20 protein-coding genes and 1 pseudogene are annotated in these 24,490 nt (G+C 65.0%); 17 read left to right on the top strand and 4 right to left on the bottom strand.

Annotation, left to right across the window (positions count from 1 at the left end; genetic code table 11):
- A complete protein-coding gene (locus L2Z93_RS19110; protein WP_234786022.1) occupies nucleotides 1-1,647 on the top strand; it encodes a glycosyltransferase family 87 protein in 1,647 nt (548 codons plus the stop codon).
- Here the strand turns inward: L2Z93_RS19110 and L2Z93_RS19105 are convergent.
- Complete coding sequence (locus L2Z93_RS19105) at nucleotides 1,601-2,494, bottom strand: alpha/beta hydrolase (protein ID WP_090586364.1); 894 nt, start codon at nucleotides 2,492-2,494, stop codon at nucleotides 1,601-1,603. The two genes, L2Z93_RS19110 and L2Z93_RS19105, sit on opposite strands and share 47 nt — an antisense overlap.
- A gap of 116 nt (nucleotides 2,495-2,610) precedes the next feature.
- Between L2Z93_RS19105 and rpsF the strand changes: the two genes are divergently transcribed.
- From rpsF to L2Z93_RS19075, 6 genes are all read left to right on the top strand, one after another.
- Nucleotides 2,611-2,901: a 30S ribosomal protein S6 gene (gene rpsF, locus L2Z93_RS19100; RefSeq protein ID WP_090586360.1), complete on the top strand. Its 291-nt coding sequence runs from the start codon at nucleotides 2,611-2,613 to the stop codon at nucleotides 2,899-2,901.
- Between the two features lie 73 nt (nucleotides 2,902-2,974).
- Nucleotides 2,975-3,490, top strand: coding sequence for a single-stranded DNA-binding protein (locus tag L2Z93_RS19095; RefSeq protein ID WP_090586357.1), 516 nt, complete (start codon nucleotides 2,975-2,977; stop codon nucleotides 3,488-3,490).
- Between the two features lie 47 nt (nucleotides 3,491-3,537).
- Complete coding sequence (gene rpsR / locus L2Z93_RS19090) at nucleotides 3,538-3,792, top strand: 30S ribosomal protein S18 (RefSeq protein ID WP_090586355.1); 255 nt, start codon at nucleotides 3,538-3,540, stop codon at nucleotides 3,790-3,792.
- 32 nt (nucleotides 3,793-3,824) lie between these two features.
- Entirely contained in the window at nucleotides 3,825-4,286 is a 462-nt protein-coding gene (rplI, locus tag L2Z93_RS19085) for a 50S ribosomal protein L9 (protein ID WP_090586351.1), read from the top strand.
- Between the two features lie 494 nt (nucleotides 4,287-4,780).
- The gene (dnaB, locus tag L2Z93_RS19080; RefSeq protein WP_090586349.1) at nucleotides 4,781-6,571 is read left to right on the top strand and encodes a replicative DNA helicase; all 1,791 of its coding nucleotides are present in this window, start codon (nucleotides 4,781-4,783) and stop codon (nucleotides 6,569-6,571) included.
- A 309-nt stretch (nucleotides 6,572-6,880) separates the two neighbouring features.
- On the top strand, nucleotides 6,881-8,470 hold the full coding sequence (locus L2Z93_RS19075) for an IS1634 family transposase (protein WP_090586655.1): 1,590 nt from the start codon (nucleotides 6,881-6,883) through the stop codon (nucleotides 8,468-8,470).
- A 112-nt stretch (nucleotides 8,471-8,582) separates the two neighbouring features.
- On the opposite strand, the gene L2Z93_RS19070 is transcribed toward L2Z93_RS19075, so the two are convergent.
- Nucleotides 8,583-9,662: a hypothetical protein gene (locus tag L2Z93_RS19070; protein WP_128111789.1), complete on the bottom strand. Its 1,080-nt coding sequence runs from the start codon at nucleotides 9,660-9,662 to the stop codon at nucleotides 8,583-8,585.
- 285 nt (nucleotides 9,663-9,947) lie between these two features.
- Here L2Z93_RS19070 and L2Z93_RS19065 point away from each other — a divergent pair, with 285 nt between their 5' ends.
- From L2Z93_RS19065 to L2Z93_RS19040, 6 genes and pseudogenes are all read left to right on the top strand, one after another.
- Entirely contained in the window at nucleotides 9,948-10,220 is a 273-nt protein-coding gene (locus L2Z93_RS19065; RefSeq protein WP_090586346.1) for a transposase, read from the top strand.
- Nucleotides 10,221-10,283: 63 nt separating this feature from the next.
- On the top strand, nucleotides 10,284-11,408 hold the full coding sequence (locus tag L2Z93_RS19060) for a tyrosine-type recombinase/integrase (protein WP_090586342.1): 1,125 nt from the start codon (nucleotides 10,284-10,286) through the stop codon (nucleotides 11,406-11,408).
- Nucleotides 11,408-13,621, top strand: a complete 2,214-nt coding sequence (locus L2Z93_RS19055) for a tyrosine-type recombinase/integrase (protein WP_099541440.1) — start codon at nucleotides 11,408-11,410, stop codon at nucleotides 13,619-13,621. The genes L2Z93_RS19060 and L2Z93_RS19055 overlap by 1 nt, the downstream gene beginning before the upstream one ends.
- Nucleotides 13,611-14,030 (top strand): DUF6262 family protein, encoded by a 420-nt coding sequence (locus L2Z93_RS19050; RefSeq protein ID WP_090586336.1) that lies wholly within the window; start codon nucleotides 13,611-13,613, stop codon nucleotides 14,028-14,030. The genes L2Z93_RS19055 and L2Z93_RS19050 overlap by 11 nt, the downstream gene beginning before the upstream one ends.
- An 86-nt stretch (nucleotides 14,031-14,116) precedes the next feature.
- Nucleotides 14,117-15,052: an IS3 family transposase gene (locus tag L2Z93_RS19045; protein WP_090586328.1), complete on the top strand. Its 936-nt coding sequence runs from the start codon at nucleotides 14,117-14,119 to the stop codon at nucleotides 15,050-15,052.
- Nucleotides 15,049-15,809 (top strand): annotated as a pseudogene (locus L2Z93_RS19040) (class I SAM-dependent DNA methyltransferase); the annotation flags it as partial. The gene L2Z93_RS19045 and the pseudogene L2Z93_RS19040, both read left to right, overlap by 4 nt.
- Nucleotides 15,810-15,898: 89 nt before the next feature.
- Here the strand turns inward: L2Z93_RS19040 and L2Z93_RS19035 are convergent.
- Nucleotides 15,899-16,660, bottom strand: a complete 762-nt coding sequence (locus tag L2Z93_RS19035) for an ATP-binding protein (protein WP_090588997.1) — start codon at nucleotides 16,658-16,660, stop codon at nucleotides 15,899-15,901.
- Nucleotides 16,657-18,351 carry an IS21 family transposase gene (gene istA, locus L2Z93_RS19030; RefSeq protein ID WP_260575477.1) on the bottom strand — a complete coding sequence of 565 codons (1,695 nt, stop codon included), beginning with the start codon at nucleotides 18,349-18,351 and terminating at the stop codon, nucleotides 16,657-16,659. Before istA ends, L2Z93_RS19035 begins: the two co-directional genes overlap by 4 nt.
- Nucleotides 18,352-18,720: 369 nt before the next feature.
- Between istA and L2Z93_RS19025 the strand changes: the two genes are divergently transcribed.
- From L2Z93_RS19025 to L2Z93_RS19010, 4 genes are all read left to right on the top strand, one after another.
- The gene (locus L2Z93_RS19025; protein WP_234786202.1) at nucleotides 18,721-20,049 is read left to right on the top strand and encodes a site-specific integrase; all 1,329 of its coding nucleotides are present in this window, start codon (nucleotides 18,721-18,723) and stop codon (nucleotides 20,047-20,049) included.
- A 150-nt stretch (nucleotides 20,050-20,199) separates the two neighbouring features.
- Complete coding sequence (locus L2Z93_RS19020) at nucleotides 20,200-21,873, top strand: hypothetical protein (RefSeq protein WP_234786201.1); 1,674 nt, start codon at nucleotides 20,200-20,202, stop codon at nucleotides 21,871-21,873.
- On the top strand, nucleotides 21,870-24,011 hold the full coding sequence (locus L2Z93_RS19015) for a hypothetical protein (RefSeq protein ID WP_090591102.1): 2,142 nt from the start codon (nucleotides 21,870-21,872) through the stop codon (nucleotides 24,009-24,011). The genes L2Z93_RS19020 and L2Z93_RS19015 overlap by 4 nt, the downstream gene beginning before the upstream one ends.
- Nucleotides 24,011-24,454 (top strand): hypothetical protein, encoded by a 444-nt coding sequence (locus L2Z93_RS19010; RefSeq protein WP_090591098.1) that lies wholly within the window; start codon nucleotides 24,011-24,013, stop codon nucleotides 24,452-24,454. The genes L2Z93_RS19015 and L2Z93_RS19010 overlap by 1 nt, the downstream gene beginning before the upstream one ends.
- Nucleotides 24,455-24,490: the final 36 nt, after the last annotated feature.

Genomic DNA, 24,490 nt, shown 5'->3' with positions numbered 1-24,490 from the left:
GTGGAGAACGCTCCGTCGAGCCTTGCTGAATCGCCGGCGCCGCTGGCCGAGGACCGGCGGTCGGCCACCGACCGGGATCTGCCCAGCCGGACCGATCCCATCGGCAGCGCGATGTCGGAGACCATCGGCGGCCCGGTCGGCCGGCACGCGCTGATCGGGCGGCAACGGTTCCTCACCCCGCTGCGGGTGATGTTCCTGATCACGGTGGTGTTCCTGGCGCTGGGCTGGAGCACCAAGGCCGCCTGCCTGCAAACCACCGGTGAGGGCGCCCCCGACCAGAAGGTGGCGAACTGGTCCGGCCACCGCGCCTACGTCCAGTTCTGCTACTCCGACACCGTTCCGCTGTACACCGCCGAACTGCTCAACGAGGGCAAGTTCCCGTACAAGTCGAGCTGGGTGGAGACCGACAAGTCCGGCGCCCCGCGCATCCAATACGACGGCGAACCGGCGATCCGGTACATGGAATACCCGGTGCTGACCGGGCTCTACCAGTACGTGTCCATGTCGTTGGCGAAGACCTACACCGCGCTGGCGAAAGCGATTCCGGTCCCGTCGGTCGCCGAAGTGGTGATGTTCTTCAATATCGCCGCGTTCGGTCTGGCGCTGGCCTGGCTGGTGACCGTCTGGGCGACGTCGGGGTTGGCCGGCCGCCGGCCGTGGGACGTGGTGCTGGTCGCCGCGTCGCCGCTGGTGATCGTGCAGATCTTCACCAACTTCGACGCCCTGGCAGTCGGCTTCGCGATGGCAGGCCTGCTGGCCTGGTCGCGCCGAAAGGCCGGTGTGGCGGGGGTGCTGATCGGATTGGGCGCCGCGGCCAAGTTGTATCCGGCGCTGCTGCTCGGCCCGCTGCTGCTGCTGGCGTTGCGCGCCGGGAAGACCCGGGACGCGCTGATCACCACCGCCTGGGCGGCGATCGCCTGGGTTGCGGTGAACCTCCCCATCGCGCTGCTCTATCCGCGTGGTTGGTCGGAGTTCTTCCGGCTCAACTCCCGCCGCGGTGACGATATGGACTCGTTGTTCAACGTGTTCTCGTCGTTCACCGGGTGGCAGGGCTTCGATCGGCACCTGGGCTTCTGGGAGCCCCCGGTGATCCTGAACTCCGTTGTCGCGCTGCTGTTCCTGGCCGCATGCGCGGGCATCGGCTATATCGCGCTGACCGCGCCGCAACGGCCGCGGCTGGCGCAACTGGGGTTTCTGGTGGTGGCCGCGTTCCTGCTGACCAACAAGGTCTGGAGCCCGCAGTTCTCGCTGTGGCTGGTGCCGCTGGCGGTGCTGGCGCTGCCGCACCGCCGAATCCTGCTGGCCTGGATGACGATTGACGCGCTGGTCTGGTTTCCGCGGATGATGTACCTGCTCGGCGTGCAGAACAAGGGGCTGCCCGAACAGTGGTTCACCGCCACGGTGCTGCTGCGCGACATCGCCGTCGTCGGGCTGTGCGTGCTGGTGATCCGGCAGATCTACCGGCCGGCCGAAGACCTGGTGCGCTGGGGCGGCCGGATCGACGACCCGTCCGGCGGGGTGCTCGACCGTGCGCCGGATCGGCCGCCGTCCTGGCTGCCGACGTGGCTGCGGCCCCGCCCGGTCGCGGGCCCGGCGCCGCTCAACCGAGCGGAACGTGACGACGCAAGAATTCCAGCTGGTCGGTGACGGCCCGCTCGAACTCGTCGCCGACATAGATGTCGAAATGCCCGGTCGGATAGGTCTTCACCTCCGCGCGCGGCGCCTTGGCGGCGTAGCGCAGCGTCGGTCCGGGTGGAGCCACCTCGTCGTCGAGGCAGACGCACAGCAGCAGCGGAGCGGCGACCTTGCGCGCCGCGCGGCCGGGGAAGGACAGCGGAATGGCCATCCCGACCCGGGCGGCGACCTCGTTGCGGAACGGCGCGTCGGGCGGCAGCAACCGCAGATAGCCGTCCTTCGCGCCGGGGGCGTTCATCAGGGCGGGCGTGCCCGGATCGGCCGAGGTGGCGATCATCACCGGGTCGCGGCGCCGCGCTTTCGCCAGCAGGTCCGCCCCGATCCGGGCGAGCAGCCGCGGCAGCGTCGTCGGCCCGATGGTCAGCGTGGAGGCGGCGCCGTTGGTGAACGGACACTGCGCCACCGCGGCCGCGATGTCGTCGCGCCCGGCGGCCGTCGCGATGACGTGCCCACCGCCGAACGAGGTGCCCCACAGCACCACGCGGTCACCGTCCACGCTCGGCAGGGTCTTGGCGAAGTCGATCGCGGCGTTCCAGTCCGCGCGCTGGCGGCCGATGTCCAGCAGCTGGCGGGGCTGCCCGTCGCTGTCGCCGAAATGCCGGTAGTCGAAGACCAGCGCGGCGTACCCGGCGTCGGCGAACCGCTGGGCGTAGGCGTCCAGCCGCATCTGCTTGACCGCGCCGAGGCCGTGCGCCATCACGATGACCGGCGGCGGCGCGTCGGCGGAATCGGGCCGGTACAGCCAGGCGCGGCAGATGTCGCCGTCGCTGCGGAACTCGACATCCTCGCGGGTGGTCATGATTTCGCAGGTTAGCGCACGTTCCTGTAGCCTAGGGCGGTTGCCGACGCAGGCGACCCTCCTGCCGTGGAATTCCCCGCGGCCGCACTACGACCATAGGAGGTGATGAGGTTCCCATGCGTCCATACGAAATCATGGTCATCCTTGACCCCACTCTTGACGAGCGCACCGTGGCCCCGTCGCTGGAGACGTTCCTGAACGTCATCCGCAAAGACGGCGGTTCGGTCGACAAGGTCGACATCTGGGGCCGTCGCCGGCTGGCGTACGAGATCGCCAAGCACGCCGAGGGCATTTACGCCGTCATCGACGTCAAGGCCGAGCCGGCCTCGGTGGCCGAACTGGATCGTCAGCTTGGGCTGAACGAATCCGTTCTGCGCACCAAGGTGATGCGGACCGATAAGCACTGAGCCGTAGGCGGGTTGCCTGTGGGCAGCCTTCCGTAGGCTGACCTGCTAAGCACACCTACTTCAGGAGGATCCCGTGGCTGCTGGTGACACCACCATTACCGTCGTCGGAAATCTCACCGCTGACCCCGAACTGCGGTTCACCCCGTCCGGCGCCGCGGTGGCCAACTTCACCGTCGCGTCCACCCCCCGGATCTACGACCGGCAGAGCGGGGAGTGGAAGGACGGCGAGGCGCTGTTCCTGCGCTGCAACATCTGGCGGGAGGCGGCCGAGAACGTCGCCGAAAGCCTGACCCGCGGCGCACGCGTCATCGTCACCGGGCGGCTCAAGCAGCGGTCTTTCGAGACCCGCGAGGGCGAGAAGCGCACCGTGGTCGAGGTCGAGGTCGACGAGATCGGCCCGTCGCTGCGGTACGCGACGGCGAAGGTGACCAAGACCAGCCGCGGCAGCGGCGGCGGAGGCTTCGGCAGCGGTGGGGGCGGCGGCAACGCCCGCCCGGCCGCCGCGGCGGCCCCGCCGGCCGACGACCCCTGGGGCAGCGCCCCGGTGTCGGGGTCCTTCGCGGCAGGTGACGAAGAACCGCCGTTCTGACACCAGATATCGACATTTCGACCCACTTTTCAGAAAGAGATTGATCCATGGCCAAGGCCAACAAGAGGCGACCGGCTCCCGAGAAGCCCGTCAAGACTCGCAAGTGCGTGTTCTGCTCCAAGAAGGGGCAGGAGATCGACTACAAGGACACCTCGCTGCTGCGCACCTACATCAGCGACCGCGGCAAGATCCGGGCCCGTCGGGTGACCGGCAACTGCGTGCAGCACCAGCGCGACATCGCCGTCGCGGTCAAGAACGCCCGCGAGGTCGCCCTGCTGCCGTTCACCTCTTCCACCCGCTAGCCGCAGGCTGGCCGCAGAACGAAAGTACGAACATGAAGCTCATCCTGACCACCGAGGTGGACCACCTCGGTTCGGCCGGTGACACCGTCGAGGTGAAGGACGGATACGGCCGTAACTACCTGCTCCCGCGCGGGCTGGCCATCGTGGCCACCCGGGGCGCCCAGCGCCAGGCCGACGACATCCGTCGCGCCCAGGAGGCCAAGTCCGTCCGCGACCTCGATCACGCGCGTGAGATCAAAGACGCGGTCGAGGGCCTGGACTCCGTCACGCTGCCGGTGAAGACCTCCGGCGACGGCGGAAAGCTGTTCGGCTCGGTCACCGCCGCGCACATCGTCAACGCAGTGAAGAAGGCCGGCGGCCCGAACCTCGAGAAGCGCCACCTGCACCTGCCGAAGCTGCACATCAAGGCGATCGGCGAGCACAAGGTCGAGGTGCACCTGCCGCACGACCTGAAGGCCGTCATCAACCTGAACGTGGTGCCGGAAGGCAAGTAGCGGTAACCGGCTCGATAGCCAATACACCCCGGTGGGGGCCTCAGGGCCCCCACCCGGGTGTTTGCTGTGGGCGCTGGCGAAGTGACCCGCGAGTAAGTTAGGCCGGTTTGTCCGCCGTTTGTTCACCTGGCGGCGGTGGCGAAGCAACTCAACACGCCCGAAATGGCCACCCGGACCGACACGCCGTAGCGATCTTGACTCACAAGTGCTAAGTCACGTTATGGCGCGTTGACCAGCGAAGATGTGAATGTCGCAGGCGACTGTCCACAAGTTCTCCCCAACGGTTCAACACAGCTGTCCTGCGCTATCCACATGGCGCTCACAGGGTTATCCACAGGGGCGATTTGCCCCGGCTCCAGCAACGTCTAGTGTCGAGCGAGCGCGGACGCGCGCGGGCGTAGTCGGGGGGGATCGAACCGAAGTTTGTCGGTGCGGAAACGTACCGTCAAAACAACTGGCTTCGAACCTGTGTTCGGTGGGAGGAGGTATCGCAGATGGCCGTAGTCGACGATCTGGGACACCCGGAAATGGATGAGCCGCCAGGCGAGGATTTCGGTCGGCAGCCGCCGCAGGACATGGCCGCCGAGCAGTCCGTGCTCGGCGGCATGCTGCTGAGCAAGGACGCCATCGCCGACGTGTTGGAGCGGCTCCGCCCGGGGGACTTCTACCGGCCCAACCACCAGAACGTCTACGACGCGATCCTGGACCTCTACGGCCGCGGTGAGCCGGCCGACGCCGTCACCGTCGCCGCCGAGCTGGACCGGCGCGGGCTGTTGCGCCGGGTCGGCGGGGCGCCGTACCTGCACACCCTGATCTCCACGGTGCCCACCGCCGCCAACGCCGGCTACTACGCCGGAATCGTGGCCGAGAAGGCCCTGCTGCGCCGCCTGATCGAGGCCGGCACCCGGGTGGTGCAGTACGGCTACGCCGGCGCCGACGGCGCCGACGTCTACGACGTGGTGGACCGCGCGCAGGCCGAGATGTTCGACGTCAGTGATCGCCGCACCAGCGAGGACTTCCTGCCGCTGGAGGAGCTGCTGCAGCCCACCATGGACGAGATCGACGCGATCGCCTCCAACGGCGGAATCGCCCGCGGCGTCCCCACCGGTTTCACCGAGCTCGATGACATCACCAACGGCCTGCACGCCGGCCAGATGATCATCATCGCCGCCCGGCCCGGTGTGGGTAAGGCGCTGGCCCTGGACACCCCGCTGCCGACCCCCAACGGCTGGACCACCATGGGCGAGGTCGCCGTCGGCGACCATCTGCTCGACGCCGAGGGCGAGCCGACGCAGGTGGTCGCCGCGACCCCTGTGATGCGCGGTCGGCCGTGCTTCGAGGTCGAGTTCTGCGACGGCACCACGATCGTGGCCGACGCCCAGCACCAGTGGCCCACCGGCGAGGGCATCGTGACCACCGCGAGCCTGCGGGCGGGCTGGCACGCCATCACGGTGGCCGGCGGCAGCGGGCGCTCGACGGTGCTGACCCCGGTCGCGCAGATCACCTCGGTGCGGCGGCTGCCCAGCGTGCCGGTCCGCTGCGTGGAGGTCGACAACGCCGAGCATCTGTACCTGGCCGGCCGCGGCATGATCCCGACCCACAACTCGACGCTGGGCCTGGACTTCATGCGGTCCTGCTCCATTAAGAACCAGCTCGCCAGCGTCATCTTCAGCCTGGAAATGAGCAAGTCCGAGATCGTCATGCGGCTGCTGTCCGCCGAAGCCAAGATCAAGCTCGGCGACATGCGGTCGGGCCGGATGAGCGACGACGACTGGACCAAGCTGGCGCGGCGGATGAGCGAGATCAGCGAGGCCCCGCTGTTCATCGACGACTCGCCGAACCTCACCATGATGGAGATCCGGGCCAAGGCCCGCCGGCTGGCGCAGAAATCGGATCTGCGGCTCATTGTGGTGGACTACATGCAGCTGATGACGTCCGGCAAGAAATACGAATCGCGCCAGCAGGAAGTGTCCGACTTTTCCCGCAGCCTGAAACTGATGGCCAAGGAACTGCATGTTCCGGTGGTCGCGATCAGCCAGCTGAACCGCGGGCCCGAGCAGCGCACGGATAAGCGTCCGCAGGTGTCTGACCTGCGTGAATCAGGCAGTTTGGAGCAGGATGCGGATATGGTAATGCTATTGCATAGGCCCGACGCATTTGATCGCGATGACCCCCGCGGTGGCGAAGCGGATATTATTCTCGGTAAACACAGAAATGGTCCTACAGCGACCATCACCGTTGCGCATCAATTGCATTTGTCGCGCTTCACAAACATGGCTCGTTAGGCCTAGTGCGGTTGTCGAGATGCAGCGAGGATTAGCAGGACACGGGGTGTTGTTTAACAAGGTTGGCGCGTAGCGCTGGGCAAAGGCCGGGCTGGTTGCGCAGGGACCTGAGGGCCACGTAACAGACGCGACCCTAGTCACGCTCATCTTGCCTGAGTTAGGACATTACTCGTCGGTAACTTTTGTCGTGGGTTCGTGACCTGCGGTGTTGCTGTTCTGGGTGGGGATTTTGGCTTACTAAGCGGGTAGGTTTCGGGGGTGTTCATCCGCAAGGTCCGCACCGGATCTGGGGCTGTGGCGGTCCAGGTGATGCGCAAAGCGGGTCGCCGTGATGAGCTCGTCGCCCATGTCGGCTCGGCACACACCGATGCTGAGCTGGGGATTCTGCTGGAGAGGGCCCGGCAGATGCTGGACGGGGATCAGGAGACGCTGGACTTCGAAGCGCCGGCCCGCACGGCTCGGGTCGATGATGTCGCTGATCACCGGCAGCAAACCCTTCCGGCGCCCGGCGCCGCCCCGACGCGGTCGGCTCGCGCGTCCGCCCCGGCACCGCCTGGGCGGACGACGGGCACCTGCTCACGGCTGCTGTATGACACCGTGGGCGCGGTCTATGACTGGCTCGGATTCGGCGAGATCGACGATGAGGTGTTCCGGGATCTGGTGATCGCCCGGATCGTCGAGCCGACCAGCAAGCTGGATTCCGTGCGGGTGCTGGCAGACCTGGGTGCGGCACCGCGGTCCTATCGGACGATCCAGCGCCACCTCAATGAAGTTGGCCCCGGCAAGTACCGCGACACCGTTGCTGAGAAGTGTTTCGCCTACGCCCGTGACTGCGGTGCGCTGTCGCTGATTCTCTACGATGTGACCACACTTTGGTGGGAAGCAGAAAATGAGGATGACCTGCCCAAAGTAGGGTATTCAAAGGACAGGAAGGTCGACCCTCAAATTGTGGTCGGACTGCTTGTCGACCGGACCGGGTTCCCACTGGAAATCGGCTGCTACGAAGGCAACACCGCCGAGACCACCACCATCGTGCCCGTCATCCGCAGCTTCCTGGATCGCCACAAGCTCGGCGAAACGGAGATGGTCGTGGCAGCCGACGCCGGCATGCTTTCCTCCTCGAATCTCAAAGACCTCGACGAACTGGGGCTGTCGTTCATCGTCGGCTCCCGCGCCACGAAGGCCCCCGCCGATCTGGAGTCCCATTTCCACTGGAACGGCGACGCCTTCACCGACGGGCAGGTCATCGACACCGTCACGCCTCGGCACGGCAACAACAAGAACGTCAACGACCGCAGCAAACGCGGCGAACCCGTCTGGGACCCCGAAACCCACGCTGGCGCGTGGCGGGCGATCTGGGCGTACTCCGCCAAACGGGCCCGCCGCGACCAGAAAACCCTGGCCGCCCAGGAAGCCCGCGCCAAAGACATCGTCGACGGCGCCAAGCCGGCGAAAACGGCGCGGTTCGTCAAAGTCAGCGGCAAAGACCGTCACCTCGACCAGGCAGCTCTGGCCCGGGCTCAATCCCTCGTCGGGCTAAAAGGTTACGTCACGAACGTGCAGGTCACGACCATGAAGGCGGCTGAAGTCATGGCGAAATACCACGACTTGTGGCACGTGGAGAAGTCGTTTCGGATGTCGACTTCCGACCTCGCCGCCCGGCCCATCTGGCACCGCCAGCGCGAAACCATCGAAGCGCACCTCACGATCGTCTTCGCCGCCCTCGCGGTCTCCCACGCCATCCAGTCCCGCACCGGGGAATCCATCGCCAAAGTCGTCAAAGGACTCCGGCCGCTACGCAGCGCCACCATCGCCATCAACGGCACCACCCACACCTTCCCACCCGAAATCCCCAGCTCAGCGCAGGAAATCCTCAGATGCCTCGGCGTGGCTCACTAAGCCAAATGTCCTAACTCAGGCTCGACACATACCGCTGCTGTTGTAGCTCCTCACTTACCGCGGCGGGATCTTACGAATGATGGTGGATTTGCCAGGTTCCTGAGACGTACAGCTAGCGGCCGACGAGCCAATCGACGAAACGTCGCCACACCGACAACGGGCGCGCAGGGTCCGTCGGCTGGCCCTCAGCACGAGGTAACGAACTCAGCGGCGCTGTCACCGGTGGTTTATGCGGCCGCGGTACAGGTTTCTGCGTGGGCTGAAGGTTCGGCCGCGTAGAAAGCCGGTGCCGTTCTTGGTTCCTTCTATCAGCCGCGATCGTCGCCGCCGCCTGTGCTGCGGCCTGCTCCTGCCGGCGCTGCAGCCACATCTGTCGTTCTTCGAGGTCGTTTGCGCGCACCCTGCTGGCGAACTTGTAAACCGTACGGTCGTCCATCCAAGAACGATCACCGGACCACACCTCGCGGAGGAACGTACGCAGCGGCAGCTCCCCGGTCTCGAAGAAATCACAGTCGGCAGTCGGTGTCTTGGAAAGCCGAAGGACCGTAGCGTACGCGCAGATACTGTAGGTCGCGGCTGGCTCCGCCCAGGGCTGAACAGGCCTCCGGTCGGAATCGAAGATGTTCACTCGCACACAGGGATTGGCGAAGACATACCGGTTCATGGCTACGTTGTTGCGGGCTGTTTCTCGAAGCAGCCACACGACGCTGGTGTGCGGATCGGTGCGTTTAGGGATATCGGTGCGCACGCGTTGCGCCTCGACACGCTGACACGCGACCGCTTCGTGGACCCACACGTCGGCGATAAGTCCGGAATCTAACGGCCACTCCGTTTCCGCCGTGTATCCAAGGTCCCGCGCGGTGGCGCAAACGAAGTCCTTGAGCCACTTGTGCTCCGCGCTTTCTTTACCTTGGACGAGCACTGCGCCGGCAGCCCCGTGTTCGCAACGGTGTGCTTCCGGAGTGCTGCTTCTGAAGCGGAACGAGCGCAGACGACCCCCGTCGGCCCGTATCCGATTTTCTACAGCGGTCAGTTGATTGGCGCAGCCGGCGGACAACTCCGGGCAGTGAAGGATTGGTCGAGCGGGGTCGCCCGGGCGATGCACGTAGGCCCAGTCCTCGTCGTTCGCGGCGTGTACCAACCGGCCGGTTTCAGCGATCCGCGCCGTCACCCTCGTCTGCTTCTTCGTCACAACTTGAGTAGGTACCAGGCACTACCGACAAACGAGGCCGGGACGGCCTAACATCTGGCGACACCTGGCGATAGCGGAGCACCCAGATTTTCGCTACGGCGCCTGGCGTGCGTGCCATGCTGGAGTAGATAGTGCGATCAGAGGGGACCGTCGGTTGAGCAAGCTGGGCAATTTGGTGTGGGGGATCGCTGACCAGCTGCGCGGGGTGTACAAGCCGCACCAGTACGGCGGCGTGATTCTGACCTTCCCCCGAGACCGTAGAGGCATCAGCTATAAGGAGTAGCGATGTCAGAGAAACGGAAGAAGTACGACCGGGAGTTCCGTGAAGGAGCTGTTCGGATCGTTCATGAGACGGGTAAGCCGATTGCCCAGGTCGCTCGGGATCTGGGGGTCAACGAGGGCACCTTGGGCAATTGGGTCACTCGGGACCGGGAGGCCCGGGAGGGCCGTGGGGAGTTGAGCCGCGACGATGTCGAGGAGCTCAAACGCCTGCGCGGTGAGGTCGCTGAGCTGCGGATGGAGCGTGTTATCTACAGCCCATTGGTTGGGTGTCTTTGATGTAGTCGACACACCCTTTGAGGCTCAGGGTATTTCGTCGTGGACCGGTTATCTTTAGTGTCCATGACGCCCTCGCCGGGTTACGTGGTGCAGCGGGTGGTGATGCCGTTCGGCGATCTGGAATCGTGGACGGTGGTGGGTGCCGATGCGTGCACGGTGGAGCCGGTCGAGGCGTTCCTGGCTCATCTGCATGCGGTGGAACGCTCCGTCAACACCGTGCGTGCGTATGCCCATGATCTTCGGGACTGGTTCGCGTTTTGTGCCCGGGCGGGTCTGGTGTGGTCGAATGTGCGTCTGGAGGATGTGGGCCGGTTCGTCGCCTGGCTGAGACTGGGGCCAGAGAGTCGGGATGTGCCTAACGTGGTGGCGCTGCCGACCCTGGCGTCGGCGGGGTGCTCAGAGGCCACGGTGAACCGGAAACTGTCGGCGGTGTCGGCGTTCTATGAGTTCCATCAGCGTCACGGTGTCGATCTGGGTGATCTTTTGGTGACGTGGCAGCGACGCAGGTCTGGCGGTAGCTCGTGGCGGCCTTTGTTGGCGCACTTGGGTTCTCGACCGGAGCGGACCAGCAGGATCCGGTTGCGCGCCGACAAGCAGTTGCCGTCGACACTGGATGAGCAGCAGGTGGCGGCGGTGCTGGAGTCGTGCGAGCGGCTGCGGGACCGGTTGTTGTTCACTGTGCTGGCCGAGACCGGGCTGCGTATTGGGGAGGCTCTGGGATTGCGCCATGAGGACATTGACGCCGCTGCGTGCGTGGTGTCGGTGGTGGGCCGGGCGAATACCAATGGGGCGCGGGCCAAGTCCGGTTCGCGTCAAGTTCCGGTGCCGGGCCGTCTGATTCGCATGTATTGCGATTACCTGCATGTCGAGTACGGCGATCTCGATAGCGATTATGTCTTCGTCAATCTGTGGGCCGATCCGGTGGGGGCGCCGATGACCTACCGCAGCGTTCACGACTTGACGCTGCGGCTTCGTTCCAGGACAGGAATCCGGTTTTCCCCGCACGTATTCCGTCATACATACGCGACGAGCCTGCTGCGTCGTGGAGTCGCGGTCGAGGTGGTCAGCAAGTTGCTCGGACACGCCTCGATCGCCACGACCGGTGACACGTATTCGCACCTGAGCGTGGCGGACGCTCGCCGAGCGCTCGTGGCCGCAGGCGTTCTCGATCACGGCAGCGGACTGTGATGAGCACACCGGCGGCACGATCCACGGCGGTCGGTGTGAGTGGATTCGCCGAGAGGCTGGCCGCCGCGGTGAGGCCTGAGTTCCAGGTTGAGGTGTTGGTGCCTACGATCGGCGATCCGATCCTGGGCACCCCGGCATGTGTTGTTGCCGGATGTGTTCGCTCGACCAGCTACGACAGATTGTGTCAGCCGCATTATCGCCGTTGGACGATCCAGGGGCGCCCCGGCCTCGCGGACTGGGCGTGCTCAGCGGACCCGATGGTGGCCGGGCGTCGTCCGTTGAAGATTTGCGCGGTGGTCGGCTGCGGATACGGTCAGCACCGATATCACTTGTGCTACCGGCATTCCCGCCAATGGGACAGTGCCGACCGTCCCGATCTGGCGTCCTGGACACCGCCCGTGGCGGCCGCTGCGGCGGTGTGTGGGGTGACTGGCTGCGGGTTGTGGTCTGAGCTCGATGCTGGTTGGTGCCGCTCCCACCACGTTCGTTGGCGTCAGCGCGGGCGCCCGTCGACGACGGAGTTCATCGCATACTGCGCTGACTACGGCGAGGACCGATTCGACTTGCGATCCCTGCCACCGCGACTGCGCGTGGAGATCCAGTACGCATTGCAGTGCCGTGTTGACGGCGAGCGGGCACGCACCCCGCCGCGGGCGATCCAACCGTTGGTGAACCATCTCGCCGAATCCGGTGAGGTGTCGCTGCTGGACCAATCGCTGGCGTGTTGGCAAGAAGGCTTGCCCGCCAAGGTGATTAGCACCGGGCGGGCGTTCCTCAGCTACGCTATCGACTGCCTGCTCGACCTGCGTGACGGCACCGGATGGGACGCCGAGTATCCCCAAGACGTGTGGCTGCTGCGGCGGCTGGCAATCCCCGGGGCGGGCCACGGCGCTCGACTCGACTTCACACCGATCCAACCGACCTGGCTACGCGGCCTGGTCAAACGCTGGTGCCGGTGGCGGCTGTCGTGTGGGATTGGACTTCGGCAGGTCCGCAAGGACCACATATCGCTTCTGCGGCTATCCCGGCTGACACCAGGTCTAAGCGATTCGAACAGCCCAGCAGCGCTGACGCGGCCCGCGCTGGAGGCCTATCTGGCCGCCCTCGCAGTCGAGGTTCCCCACACCAAGACCCGCCACGGCGACATCGGCGCGGTGACTGGATTCCTTCGCGGAGTGCGCCAACACCGTTGGGCAAGTTTGCCCGTCGATGCTGATCTCTATCCCGACGACCATCCCAAGCTCGAACAGTCCTCAGCCTCACGAGCAATCCCGGAGTTCGTGATGAACCAGCTCGAAACCCCGGAGAACCTCGATCGCATCGCTGACCCGCGCATCCGGCTGCTCATCGATATCCTCATCGGCGCTGGGCTGCGGATCGGCGATGCCACACGGCTGAACATCGACTGTCTTATCCCAGACGCCGCCGGGGCGACGTACTTGCGTTACCGCAACCACAAGATGCGCCGTGAAGCCATCGTGCCCATCGACGACCGTCTCGCCGCAGCCATCGCAGAACAGCAACAACGAACCCTGACAAAGCATCCCGACTCCACGGTGTTGATCACGCGCACCCATGCCAATCCCCACGGCCGCCACCCCATCGGGCCCGGGACGTTCGATCTGCGCCTGAGGCAATGGCTGGCCGACATCGCTGTCATCGACGAACTCGGTCGCCCAGTCAGAGTCACACCGCACCAATTCCGACACACCTACGCCACCCGGCTGATCAACAACGACGTCTCCCAGGAAGTCGTCCGCAGGCTGCTCGATCACACCAGCCACACCATGACCGCCCGATATGCCCGCCTGGCCGACACCACAATCCGTGCCCAGTGGGAACGTGCTCGCAAAATTGATATCCACGGCCAGCCCGTCGACACCAGCGGCGACGGGCTGCTCGGCGATGCCGAGTGGATGAACCACAACCTCGCCCGAGCGAAAATGACACTGCCCAACGGGTATTGCGGTCTCCCACTGCAGAAGTCCTGCCCGCACGCCAACGCGTGCCTGACCTGCCCGGTATTCATCACCACCCCCGAATTCCTGCCTCAGCACCACGCTCAACGCACCCAGACCCTGCAATTGATCACCGCCGCCGAAGCCCGCGGCCAACAACGGATGGCCCAGACTAACCGCACCGTGCTGGCCAACCTCGACACCATCATCACCGCACTCGAATCCGCCCCGAAGGACCCGAAACATGCGTGCTGACAACAGCTCTCACCTTGTCGCCGCGGCCAAGCAGCGCCATGAACAGACCCGAGCCAAAGCGATCGCCGCCCTACATGACCTCGACCGGGCCGGCGCCGCGATCAGTTTCCAGGCCGTGGCCGACCGCGCCGATGTCTCACGATCCTGGCTCTACACCCAAACCGACCTCAAAGACGAAATCCGCAGGATCCGTGCCCGACGCCCGCCCGCGCCCGGCCACCCCACGAAATCTCCCCAACCCGCCAGTGACGCATCGCTACGGCAACGGCTTACCCTCGCTCACCAACGGATCCGGGAACTCGATGAGGATAACCACCGACTCCGCAGTCAAATTGCCCATCTCCACGGCCAAATCCGCGCCAGCCGGACAACTACGTCGAAGACACTGTCCACGACGCAACAACCATGATCACACCGGGATCCCTGACGGCGGCTGAAGATAACGATGGATGTCCTCAAGCGATCCGTGGTCCTGTGGGTGAAGGAGGCGACGAAGTGAGCGTGGCACGCTTTGTCGCTGACCAGAGGACCAAATACCGTGTGCCGCATACGATCACGTGCGCTCTGCTGGGGGTGAGTCTGGCGTGGTTCTATAAGTGGATCGCCCGCGCGGATGACCCCGACGGTGTGCACACTGAGCGGGAGCGTCGCCGTGCTGAGCGTGACGCCGCGGTCAAGGAGGCGTTCGGCAAAGCCCGGGAATTGCACGGGTCACCGCGGTTGGTCGCAGACCTGCGTGATGAGGGGTGGGCGGTCTCGGAGAAGACGGTGGCCGATTCGATGCGCCGTCAGGGGTTGGTGGCGCGGCGGATCCGCCGGCGGCGGTGCCTGACGGTTCAGGATCCGTCGGCGCCGAAGTTCCCTGACCTGGTGAAACGGAAGTTCAGCGCCGATCGGCCGAATCAGAAATGGGTGGGCGATATCACCGAGATTCCGACGGAGTCGGGTCAGAAGTGCTACTTGGCCACCGTGATCGATTTGTTTGGCCGGCGGCTGCTGGGGTCGGCGATGGGCCTGCGTCCGGACGCCGAGTTGGCGTGCGCGGCGATCAAGATGGCCGTGGCGGTCCGCGGCGGCCGGGCGGTGATCTGGCGTGAAGATCCTGGTCAGCGGGTGATTTTCCACAGCGACCGGGGCAGCGTCTATACCTCCAAGTTGTACGCCAAGACGTGCCGGAAGCTGGGGATCCGGCAGTCGATGGGTCGGGTGGGATCATGTTTCGACAACGCGGTCGCGGAATCGTTCTTCTCATCGCTGGAGTGGGAAGTGCTGTCCCGCAACCGTTTTCATGATATTGTGGATGCGCGTCCAGTGGTCATGGATTGGTGTCACACTTTCTACAATCACCAACGCCGGCACAGTGCCGCAGACGGGTTATCGCCCGTCGACTACGAAATCAGGGAAGCCAACACCAAGCCGGAAGCGGCATAAGGAACCCTCCACGATTTCGGGGGAAGCTCATTCTGCCGTTTACGATCCTGCGACGGCTGGACTGTGTCTTGGAACCTGGTCGAAGCGAGGTCCGGGCGCTATCTGAAGAATACGCCGGGGGGGGGCGCTCACTGTTCAGGTCAAGCGCCGAACTGGGCTCAGCTTCTACAACACCAGCGCATTTGATTTCAGACGTCTGCTAGAGGATCCGGAGGGCCTGCGGGCTAACCTAGTGGACTACATCACCGGGTTCTCGGCCAACATCGACGTGTTCGAGCGGTTCAAGTTCGAGAACGAACTCGCCACCCTGGATGAGAAGAACCGGCTGTACCTGGTGTGTTCGCAGTTCGCGGAAGTGGACCTGCACCCGGATGTGGTGTCCAACGCCGAGATGGGCGACCTGTTCGAGCACCTGATCTACAAGTTCGCCGAAGCCTCCAACGAGGAGGCCGGTGAGCACTACACCCCCCGCGACGCCATCCGGCTCATGGTGGACCTGCTGTTCGCCGAAGACGGCGATGCGCTGCGCGAACCCGGAACGGTCCGCACAATCTACGACCCCACGGCCGGCACCGGTGGCATGTTGTCGGTCGCGGAGGAGCGGCTGCTGGAGCGCAACCCGGAGGCGCGGTTGCGGCTGTACGGCCAGGAGATCAACGATCAGTCCTATGCGATTTGCAAGTCCGACATGATCGTCAAGGGCCAGGACGCCGACAACATCCGCCTCGGTGACACCCTGCACGACGATCTGTTCTGGGTGTTTAGCAGGGGCGTTCGGTAGCGGTTGTGTGACGAAGTGGTAGCGCGGGCGCGGGGATCGGGTAGCGGTCCTCGCGCCCGCGCTTTCTACTCGGTCGCAGTCTCGTGGCCGTGCCGGCGCATGTTGGGTCCGTCGAGCTGGACCAGTTCGGCGGTGGAGACGATGCGGTTGAGGATGGACTCGGCGATGACAGCGTCGTGTAGGGATCGGTACCAGTCTTCGGGGTCGAATTGGCTGGTGACGACGGTGGATCCGCGGCCTTCTCGGGCGGCGAGGATGTTGAGCAGTTCGGCGGCGGTTTCGCCGGTGATCGGGGTGGTCAGGAAGTCGTCGAGGACGAGCAGTTCGCAGGTGTGCACGCCGGTGAGGAACGTCAGCCGCCCGGCGTCGTGGCGTTGGTAGACCGCGAGCTGGTTGGCCAGGTCGTCGAGCCGGAAGTATCTGGCGGTGTAGTCCCGGCGGCAGGCGGCGTTGACCAGGGCTTGGGCCAGATACGACTTGCCGACGCTGGATTTGCCGAGGATGACCAAGTTGTGTGTGCGGTCGATCCACCGGCATGCGGCGAGGCGCTCGATCAAGTCCCGGTTGATGTTTCGGCCATCGAGGTAGTGGATGTCTTCGACGCAGGCCGCTGGATTCGGTGTCCGGGAGGCTTTGAGGAGCTTGAGCACACGCCGCTCGGCGCGAGCGGCGGTCTCCTGCTCCAGGGCGTGGCGGATCTTTCGGGAGAAGCTCCACTGGTCGTAGGTGGGGTCGTTGGCGATGTCGATGACGGCTTCGCCGAAGGCGGTCATCCGCAGTTTGGTGAACACGGGCATGTCATCGACGCTGAGGTGCTGGTCATTCATCGCTGGACTCCCGCCCCGGCGTCATCGCCACCGTCATCGGTGCGCCGGTCACCGGTGGTGAGCGCGTCGAGGCTGAACGCTTCGGCGCCGGCCAGGTGCGCGCGGCTGGTGTCACGGCCGGCCACCCCGGCCGCTGCGGGTCTGGATGCTGGCGTGATCGGGTTGGCGGCATCGCCGTCCCCGCCGATGGTGGTGGGTCGTTGGTTGCCGTCGGCGCGCAGCGCGCTGATGCGGTGTTTGACCGCGGTGTAGGTGATCGGCCGGTGCGCGTCCTCGGCGATGAGCTCGCGGCAGGCAGCCTCCAGCAGCATCCGGTTGGCGCTGGCGCGTTTGCCCAGGTCCAGGATGTTCATGCAGGACCGGTAGCCCTGGGCCTCGATCGCCTTGCCATCGAGCAGCCGGGTGAGCGCGGCCACCGTGGCCGGGCCGACCTTGCCGGCCTGGCGCAGGAAGTAACCGCGGGTCCACAATCCGGTCACCGACTCATAGTGCGGGGGCGCGTGCTCAGGGTCGGTGACATAGCCGTTGCGGTGCCGGCCCTGCTGGTGGGCGGCGATGATCTGCCCATCGGCGAGCACCTCGATCGTCGTGCCGATAATCCGCACGTCCACCCCGCGCCCGGCGAACCGGTAGGGCACCGAGTACTTGATGGTGTCGAGCTGGATATGCCAATCCCGGTGCACCTTCGCCTTGCGCCAGCACACCGGTTCCCACCGCTGCTCGGGCAACCCGATGAGCTCGCCGCGCTCATGGTCGTCGAACCAGCCACGCCGCGCCCGCGCCTCCCCGCGAAACGGGGTCCGGTCGTTGATCTGCTCGACTTGGGCGGCGACCGCCGCGTTGAGGTCATCAAGGCAGGCGAACACCCGATCGGCCAGGAAGTGGATCACCCAGTTGGTGATGACCTTCACCCCCGCTTCGGCGTTCCCTTTGTCCCGCGGGCGATTTGAGCGTGTCGGCACCGCCGCGGCCCCATAGTGGGCCAGGAAATCCTGATACGAGGCGTTGACGTCGCGGGCCCGGTCGATGCGGCTGATCTGGTTTGACGCCGTCGAAGCGTTGTCCGGGACGATCACCTGGGCGACCCCGCCGAAATACTCGAACGCCCGCCGATGCCCATCGCACCACGCGGGCTGTTTCTCATCGAAGTAGCCGTAGGCGAACACCATCCCCGAGAACGGCAACGTCGCCACGAACACCGACACCGGTGTCACCGCCCGGGTGATCGGATCGGTCACCTTCATCGGCGTGCCCGCCCAATCGACCTGCATCGTATGCCCCGGCACGTGGGCGATCGGCACACTCAGATCGTTGACCCGGACGTGCTCGGTGACGATCTGGCAGTAGCGCTCATACCCGTAGAACCGGGCGCCCGGGGCCGCATCGGATCGCAGGTACTGGCTCCACAGCACCTTCAACGGCGGCTTCTTGCGACCCAGCCGCGCCGCGACGACCTTGTCGATATCGACCGGCACGAACTCACTGGCCACGTTCTTGCGGCCATCGGCGAACAGCCGATCCAGATCCTCAGCGGTCAGCGCCGCGACCTGCTCGGCGGTGCTCAACTGCTCCTCATCGAGCACACGGCGGGCCCGGGCGATCGCCCGGTGCGAGCACCCCGCCATCGCTTCGATCTGCCTATAGGCCAGTCCCTGCACCAGCAGGCCCATCACATACCGGTAATCCGTCATCCGCGGGATCCCTCTCAATCGCCGCGACCCCTGCGGCCACGGATGAAAGCGATCCTCGAACAGCGCTACCAGATACCCGCGCCACTGCTACCGGATAGTTACACAGGCGCTACCGAAAGCCCCGGCTTAACATCTGGGACCGCACCTTCGACTTCTGCATGTCAAACCCGCCCTTCCGTAAAATGTCGGTGTGTTGTGGCAGGTTCTGTTGCTGTGGAACAACACGGCGACGGCTCCCGGTGGAGGTTGTGTTGGGCGCGGCAGCCTAGCCGGCCGTACACCGCGAGGTCCGATGTCCTTGCAGACTTCCCCGATCTAGCAGACCGTGAGGCCGCGCTCGGAATCCGTCCTGGTCAACCGTTTCTCCTGATGCCCGATGGCCGGCCGGACGTCGATGTCCTGGAGTTCTTCCGGTCGGCGGCGTTCCAATCGCTGGCGGCAGGCTCACAGGAGTCCTATGCCCCGGACATCCAGCTGTTTCTCTCCTTCCTCTCCGTCCAAGGCATCGATTGGAGAGCAGCCGCCTTCGAGCATCTCGCCGACTACGAGTTCTGGCGTCGACGCGACCAACAGAACCCGGATCGTGTTGGTGCAGCCACGTTTTCACGGGATCTGGCGGCGATCAAGAAGTTCTACGACTGGCACCAGTGGCGCGGCAAGGTGACTGTTTCTCCTGTCGCCCTGCACAAACCCAACTCGACTGGGGAATCTTCTTCGCGGCTGCAACCGAACGCTGTCCGCTCGGTCCAATTGAAGTGGCTGACGCCCCGAGCCTACAAGCGCTGGCGCGACGTCGGCCTCGGCGGCTACCACAGCGACGGACGACGGGATACGACCTGGAGAGGACGCAACGACGGCCGCAACCTGGCATTCGCCGAAGCGCTGTGGTCGAGCGGACTGCGACTGCGAGAAGCTGGAACGCTGGTGCTGGGCGAGATTCCCAACGCTGACAGCCAAGTGCGATACGCCAATGCCCGAGTCGGGCAAGCCGTCGCGAAAGGCCGCGGCCGTGACTTCTGGATCAGCGCCGCAGCACTGAAACACATTGACAACTACGTCATTTCAACCCGAGCGGCGGCCGTTAACCGGGCCCGGGCCGAAGGTCGTTACGATGCGCTGACCGACATCAAGATCGTCGACACGGTGGACCATCACCGCCGCGTCCACTTCACCAGCCGGGACGGAACCAAAGGGACCGTACCGCTGGACAGTCTCGACTCAACGGATCGACTCAACTTCTACGTCACCACTGATCGCGGGCTCGAACCCTGGATGGTGTGGCTGTCTGAAGCCGGTCTGCCGCTGCCGTACCGCACTTGGGAGGCGATCTTCTCTACGGCCAACAAGCGGTGTCAGACCCTTGGGGTAGACATCCATTGTCACCCGCATATGCTGCGTCACTCGTTCGCCTTGAGGATGTTGGTCACGTTGATCTACGCACACGAACGCAAGATGGGCATCACCTCTGCCGAACGGCGCGAATATCGCCATATCTTCGGTGACCCTTGGGTTTTGGTTCAAACGTTACTGGGCCACGTGAACGTGGAAACCACGCGCGAGTGCTATCTCGAACCGGTGTCTGGCTTGCAGGTAGACCTGTTCCTCAATGACGGCGGCGCGGAGGACGCATCGATCGCCGACTTCATCACGCACATCGCAGCGGTGGCTCCTGGAATCGTCGACACCGAGGAGCAGTGAGCGGTGGCCTCCCGTAGAACAGCGGCACTCCCCGCCGGCAAGTACGCCCGACCCGCCCCGGTGGACCCTGAGCTTCGGCAGCTCTGCTTCACTGACGAGGCTGGACGGACGAGGACATTCGTATTCGATGACGTCCACGGGCCCGCTGAATTGATCGATGACCTGGTCACCGCGCTGGCGAACGGGTCTCAATCCGGTGGTCGTTGGCGCACGCTTGCGACCGTAGATGCGGCGGTGAGTGCCGCGCGACAACTGATGGCCTATTTGATCACGGAGTTCCCCGACGTTCACTCGATCGCCGACTTCGGTCCCGAGGTGTGGTGGGCGTGGCGCACCGTGAAGGAGAGTCAGGCCCGCTGGCCGGGGCAAGTGAATCTCATGCGGACCGTGCTGTCGGAATCGCCGCGCCTTCCCGAAACCACACGGAAAGCGATGCGCGCGAAGGCCGTGAAGCCTCGAAAACGCTTGCCGGAGAATGATTCCTACAGTCGCGACGAGTTCGGGCGGATCCGCAGTGCCGCCAAGGGTGAGGTCCGTCAAGCGCTCCGCAGAATTCGGACGAACACCGAGAAGCTGCACCATTACCGCGAGGTTGGTGATGTCGGGGACGGAATCACGTTCAAGGTCGGCGGGACGCGATGGAGCACCGGATCACTTCTGGAGTATCTGTCGCGAAACGGGATGCTTCCCTCGCAGTACCTCGCGAACCGGGTGGTCTTGAAGGGCTGTTTCGACCTGGCCGGCGTGTCGAATCCGGCGCAGGCGTTGTTCCCGTCGATACGGGAAATCTATTGCTTGATGGTCCTTCTCGTATGCGAGCGGGGGTTCAACCTCTCGGTCCTGGACAACCTCACCGTGACCTCGTTCAGGGCATCCGACGGTGCCTCCGAAGAGTCGGTGTACACCGTCAACACCGATAAACCGAGACGAGGTACCAAGCGCTACAGCGCCGAAATCCTTGCGGGTGAGGCCGGAAAACTGTGGGAGAACGCGGTCCGCTTGACCGAACCGTGCCGCGCGACGCTCGTCGAGCTCGGAAGCCCGTCGGAGAAGTTACTCATTGCCCACCGGCACAAGAACCGCACCGGAGTCGGCCCGTTCCGGCAGGAATGGTTGACCGCGGGCATCGGTGATCACTACATGGCCGACGCCGGGCTGCTGGCCGACGACGGGACATCATTGCGGGTGAGTCTGCGACGGCTGCGGCTCTCCGAGCAGGTGTTGAACCAACATGCTCGGCAGAACAGTGAATCCGTCAGCGAGGACATTTACCGCAGCCCGGACCCGGCCACCGCAGAAGGGGCTGTCAACACCGTCATCGAGGGACAGGCTGATGCCGTCGCCCACGCCAAAGCCACGGTCTCGGTCCGCTCGCTGAGTGCCGCCGAAGTGACCGCCGCCCGCGCCGACCCGGAAACCGCCGCGACACAACTCGGCATCTCGATGCCGACGCTGAAGCTGCTGCTTGCCGGAAATCTCGACACCGCCACCACCGCGTGCACCGACTTCTTGAACAGCCCGTTTGCCGCCACCGCCGGCGAGCCATGCCCGGCCTCATTCTTCGCCTGCTTCACCTGCACGAACGCGGTCGTCACCCCCGGGCATCTGCCGCGCCTGGTCACGCTGCTGGATGCCCTCGACAATGTCGCCACCCTCGTTGCCCCCGCCCGGTGGGAGTCTGACTACCGGGATCACTACTCCCGATTGCGGGCGATTCTCGAACAGAACGCGACCAAGGCCGAGATCGGCGATGCCCGCCGCCAGGTCACCGACGCTGACCGCGACGTCGTCACTGCGCTCATCGGAAGGAATCTCGACGCGTGAGCATCGCCGCAGCCAACTCGTGGCCACAACAGACTGGTCGGCTCGAACTTGACGACGCCGACCCGGTCATCGCCGACATCGAGCGCGTGCCTGAAGCGCGGCGCGGACTTCTCTCCACCGTGGGCGACAACCGCTGGGATCTCACACCGTTGGTGCAGAAGCACACGGTGTCGGGCACGTTGAGCATCGTCTTCGACACCTTCCCGCCGAGCTATGTCGCCGCCGCCAAGCGACTGATCTGGGCAAGCATCAACAAGCCGACCCCGGTCGAGGATCTGGAACGCTCCTCGGCGGCGCGCAGCCAACTCGCACCGGCAACCGTGTGCACGTTCGCGCGCTTCCTACGGCAGTGGATGACATGGCTGGCAGAGAAGGACATCCACGAGTTCAACGCGGTCAGCGGCTCCATCTACGACGAATATGCCGAGCACCTCAAACGACACCGCGGCTCACGCGAGAACGTGGGCAACATTCTGTTCGCCGTCACCCGTGCCTGGCTCTACGCCCCGTACCTTCCCGAAGTCGACCGCCTCGCCCGCCCACCATGGGAGAACAGCTATCTCGGGCGCACCTCGGTGCTCGGGCCTGCGAACTGGTCGAGCGAAAACAAGACCACCCCCATCCATCCGCAGACGATGGCCGGCCTTCTGGTCTGGGCCCTGCGCTTCGTCACCGACTTCAGCGACGACATCCTTGCCGCAAAGGCACTCAAAGCGAGACCGCGCGATGTCCCGCCCAGCCTCCAGTCCCTCACGCCCCATCAGCGGTTTCGCGCGTACGTCCAGCAGCGGCGCCAGGATTCACAGACGGTGCCCGGATGGGTCAGCAGCAACCGGCCGCACATACGCTCTCTGGCAAAAGGATTCATCGGCTGGCAGCTGGGCCTGTCTCCCGAAGAAGCCGTGATGATGAATCCGCACTGGCCGATAGCCGGCCTGAGTGCCAGCGACGAAGCGCACCTGCCGATGCCGATCACAGGCTCCGTCGAAGGGAAAGGCTGGACGCCGGCGATCGGCTTCTACGAGGTCGAGGAGTTCTGCCGCCACCTGGCCACCGCCGCGTTCGTCGTCGTCGCCTACCTGACCGGGATGCGCGGCGAGGAGTGCCGCGCACTGGAGCGTGGCTGCTGCCAAACCCACACCGACTCCGCGACCGGGCAACTCCACTACCGTATTCACGGCAGAACCTTCAAAGGCGCACTTGATCAGTCGGGCAACGCCATACCCGCCGGTGTCGAACGGGAACAACCCTGGCTGGCGATTGCACCCGTGGCCAAAGCCGTCGCCGTGATGGAAGCACTGAACCCCTCCTCCCAACTTCTGTTTCCGATCGACGCGTTCTCGCTATGGCCCTGCGGTGTCAACGCCGGAAAGGCCGTGCACGCCCGCATGGTCCGCGACCGGATCCAGGACTTGATCGACTGGAGCAATCACGCCGCCGAGAGGCTCGAACGTCCTCACGAGGTGATCCCCGCTGATCCCGACGACGCCGTGACGGTCAAGCGGTTCAGGCGAACACTGGCCTGGTTCATCTACCGCAAACCAGGCGGACGTGTGGCCCTCGGCGTGCAGTACGGACACCTGCGCGGCTACACCACCGACGGCTATGGCTCACGGGTCGCCGGCGGCCTGCGAGACGTCTTCCCAATGGAGGAAGCCCTCGCCCGGGCCGACTACCTCGAAGACGCCCATCAACGCCTCGACGACGGTGAACAGGTCAGCGGCCCGGCCGCCGACCGATACACCCAGGCCATCCATCTGTTCGATCGGCACTTCCGCGGCCGCTACATGAGCAACAAGCAGGCAGCCGCCCTGCGCGCCAACCCGCAGCTGCGCATATACGACAACCCGCAACAGTTCGTCACCTGCTGCTACGACCAAGCAAAAGCTCTGTGCCATCCAGATCGACAGGTCACGGCGAGCGAGCTGCGATCCCCTGATGTCTCCCACTGCCAACCCGGATGCGGCAACATCGCCCGAACCGACCAGAACATCCTCCAAATCCGGGACGCCATCGCGCGGCACCAGGTCGAGATCGCCTCGCCCACAACGCCGATACCGCTACGCTGCCGGCTCGAACGACGCATCACCGCCCTCCAAGGCATCGTGGACGAGCATCAGAACAATGCGAGGTCGTGATGAGCGGCCAGCCTGACGAGAATGTGCGCCGCGCGATCCGCGACGCGATGGATCGACTCATCGCCGGCAAACCACTGCACTCCGACGGCAAGCTCACCGTGAAGTCACTCGCCCAGGAAGCGCAGATCAAGCGGTGGCTGCTAACTCACCGGCACACCGACCTCCAAGCCGAGTTCCGCGCCCGCATTGCGAACACCGACACGGAACCGCCTGCGATTCGGGGGCTGCAGAAGGAAAAGGCCAAAGCCGCGAAGAAGGTGAAGGCACTGACCGCGGACGTCACGGCCCTCACCGCGACGATCCACCAACTCGAACGCGTCATCCAGGTGCTCGCGCTTGAGAACCATGAATTGAGATCCGACCAGGCAGGGGCTGGTGCGGTCGTCCCGATACGACGACGGCACCATGCCTCCGACCGATCGGGCGTCCCGCTGGCCGATTGACTACTGCAAGACCGTCGACGCCTGCTCCGACAGGAT

Source organism: Mycolicibacterium brumae (genome assembly GCF_025215495.1).
GTDB lineage: Bacteria > Actinomycetota > Actinomycetes > Mycobacteriales > Mycobacteriaceae > Mycobacterium > Mycobacterium brumae.
Note: the sequence above shows the minus strand (reverse complement) of the source record. Positions and strands in the feature narration are given on the sequence as shown.

Excerpts from the sequence above, each read along its gene's own strand:
- L2Z93_RS19105 (WP_090586364.1), bottom strand. The coding sequence starts at position 2,494 with ATGACCACCCGCGAGGATGTCGAGTTCCGCAGCGACGGCGACATCTGC.
- rpsF (WP_090586360.1), top strand. The coding sequence starts at position 2,611 with ATGCGTCCATACGAAATCATGGTCATCCTTGACCCCACTCTTGACGAG.
- rpsR (WP_090586355.1), top strand. The coding sequence starts at position 3,538 with ATGGCCAAGGCCAACAAGAGGCGACCGGCTCCCGAGAAGCCCGTCAAG.
- rplI (WP_090586351.1), top strand. The coding sequence starts at position 3,825 with ATGAAGCTCATCCTGACCACCGAGGTGGACCACCTCGGTTCGGCCGGT.
- dnaB (WP_090586349.1), top strand. The coding sequence starts at position 4,781 with ATGGCCGTAGTCGACGATCTGGGACACCCGGAAATGGATGAGCCGCCA.
- L2Z93_RS19075 (WP_090586655.1), top strand. The coding sequence starts at position 6,881 with ATGCGCAAAGCGGGTCGCCGTGATGAGCTCGTCGCCCATGTCGGCTCG.
- L2Z93_RS19065 (WP_090586346.1), top strand. The coding sequence starts at position 9,948 with ATGTCAGAGAAACGGAAGAAGTACGACCGGGAGTTCCGTGAAGGAGCT.
- L2Z93_RS19060 (WP_090586342.1), top strand. The coding sequence starts at position 10,284 with ATGACGCCCTCGCCGGGTTACGTGGTGCAGCGGGTGGTGATGCCGTTC.
- L2Z93_RS19055 (WP_099541440.1), top strand. The coding sequence starts at position 11,408 with ATGAGCACACCGGCGGCACGATCCACGGCGGTCGGTGTGAGTGGATTC.
- L2Z93_RS19050 (WP_090586336.1), top strand. The coding sequence starts at position 13,611 with ATGCGTGCTGACAACAGCTCTCACCTTGTCGCCGCGGCCAAGCAGCGC.
- L2Z93_RS19035 (WP_090588997.1), bottom strand. The coding sequence starts at position 16,660 with ATGAATGACCAGCACCTCAGCGTCGATGACATGCCCGTGTTCACCAAA.
- istA (WP_260575477.1), bottom strand. The coding sequence starts at position 18,351 with ATGACGGATTACCGGTATGTGATGGGCCTGCTGGTGCAGGGACTGGCC.
- L2Z93_RS19025 (WP_234786202.1), top strand. The coding sequence starts at position 18,721 with ATGCCCGATGGCCGGCCGGACGTCGATGTCCTGGAGTTCTTCCGGTCG.
- L2Z93_RS19010 (WP_090591098.1), top strand. The coding sequence starts at position 24,011 with ATGAGCGGCCAGCCTGACGAGAATGTGCGCCGCGCGATCCGCGACGCG.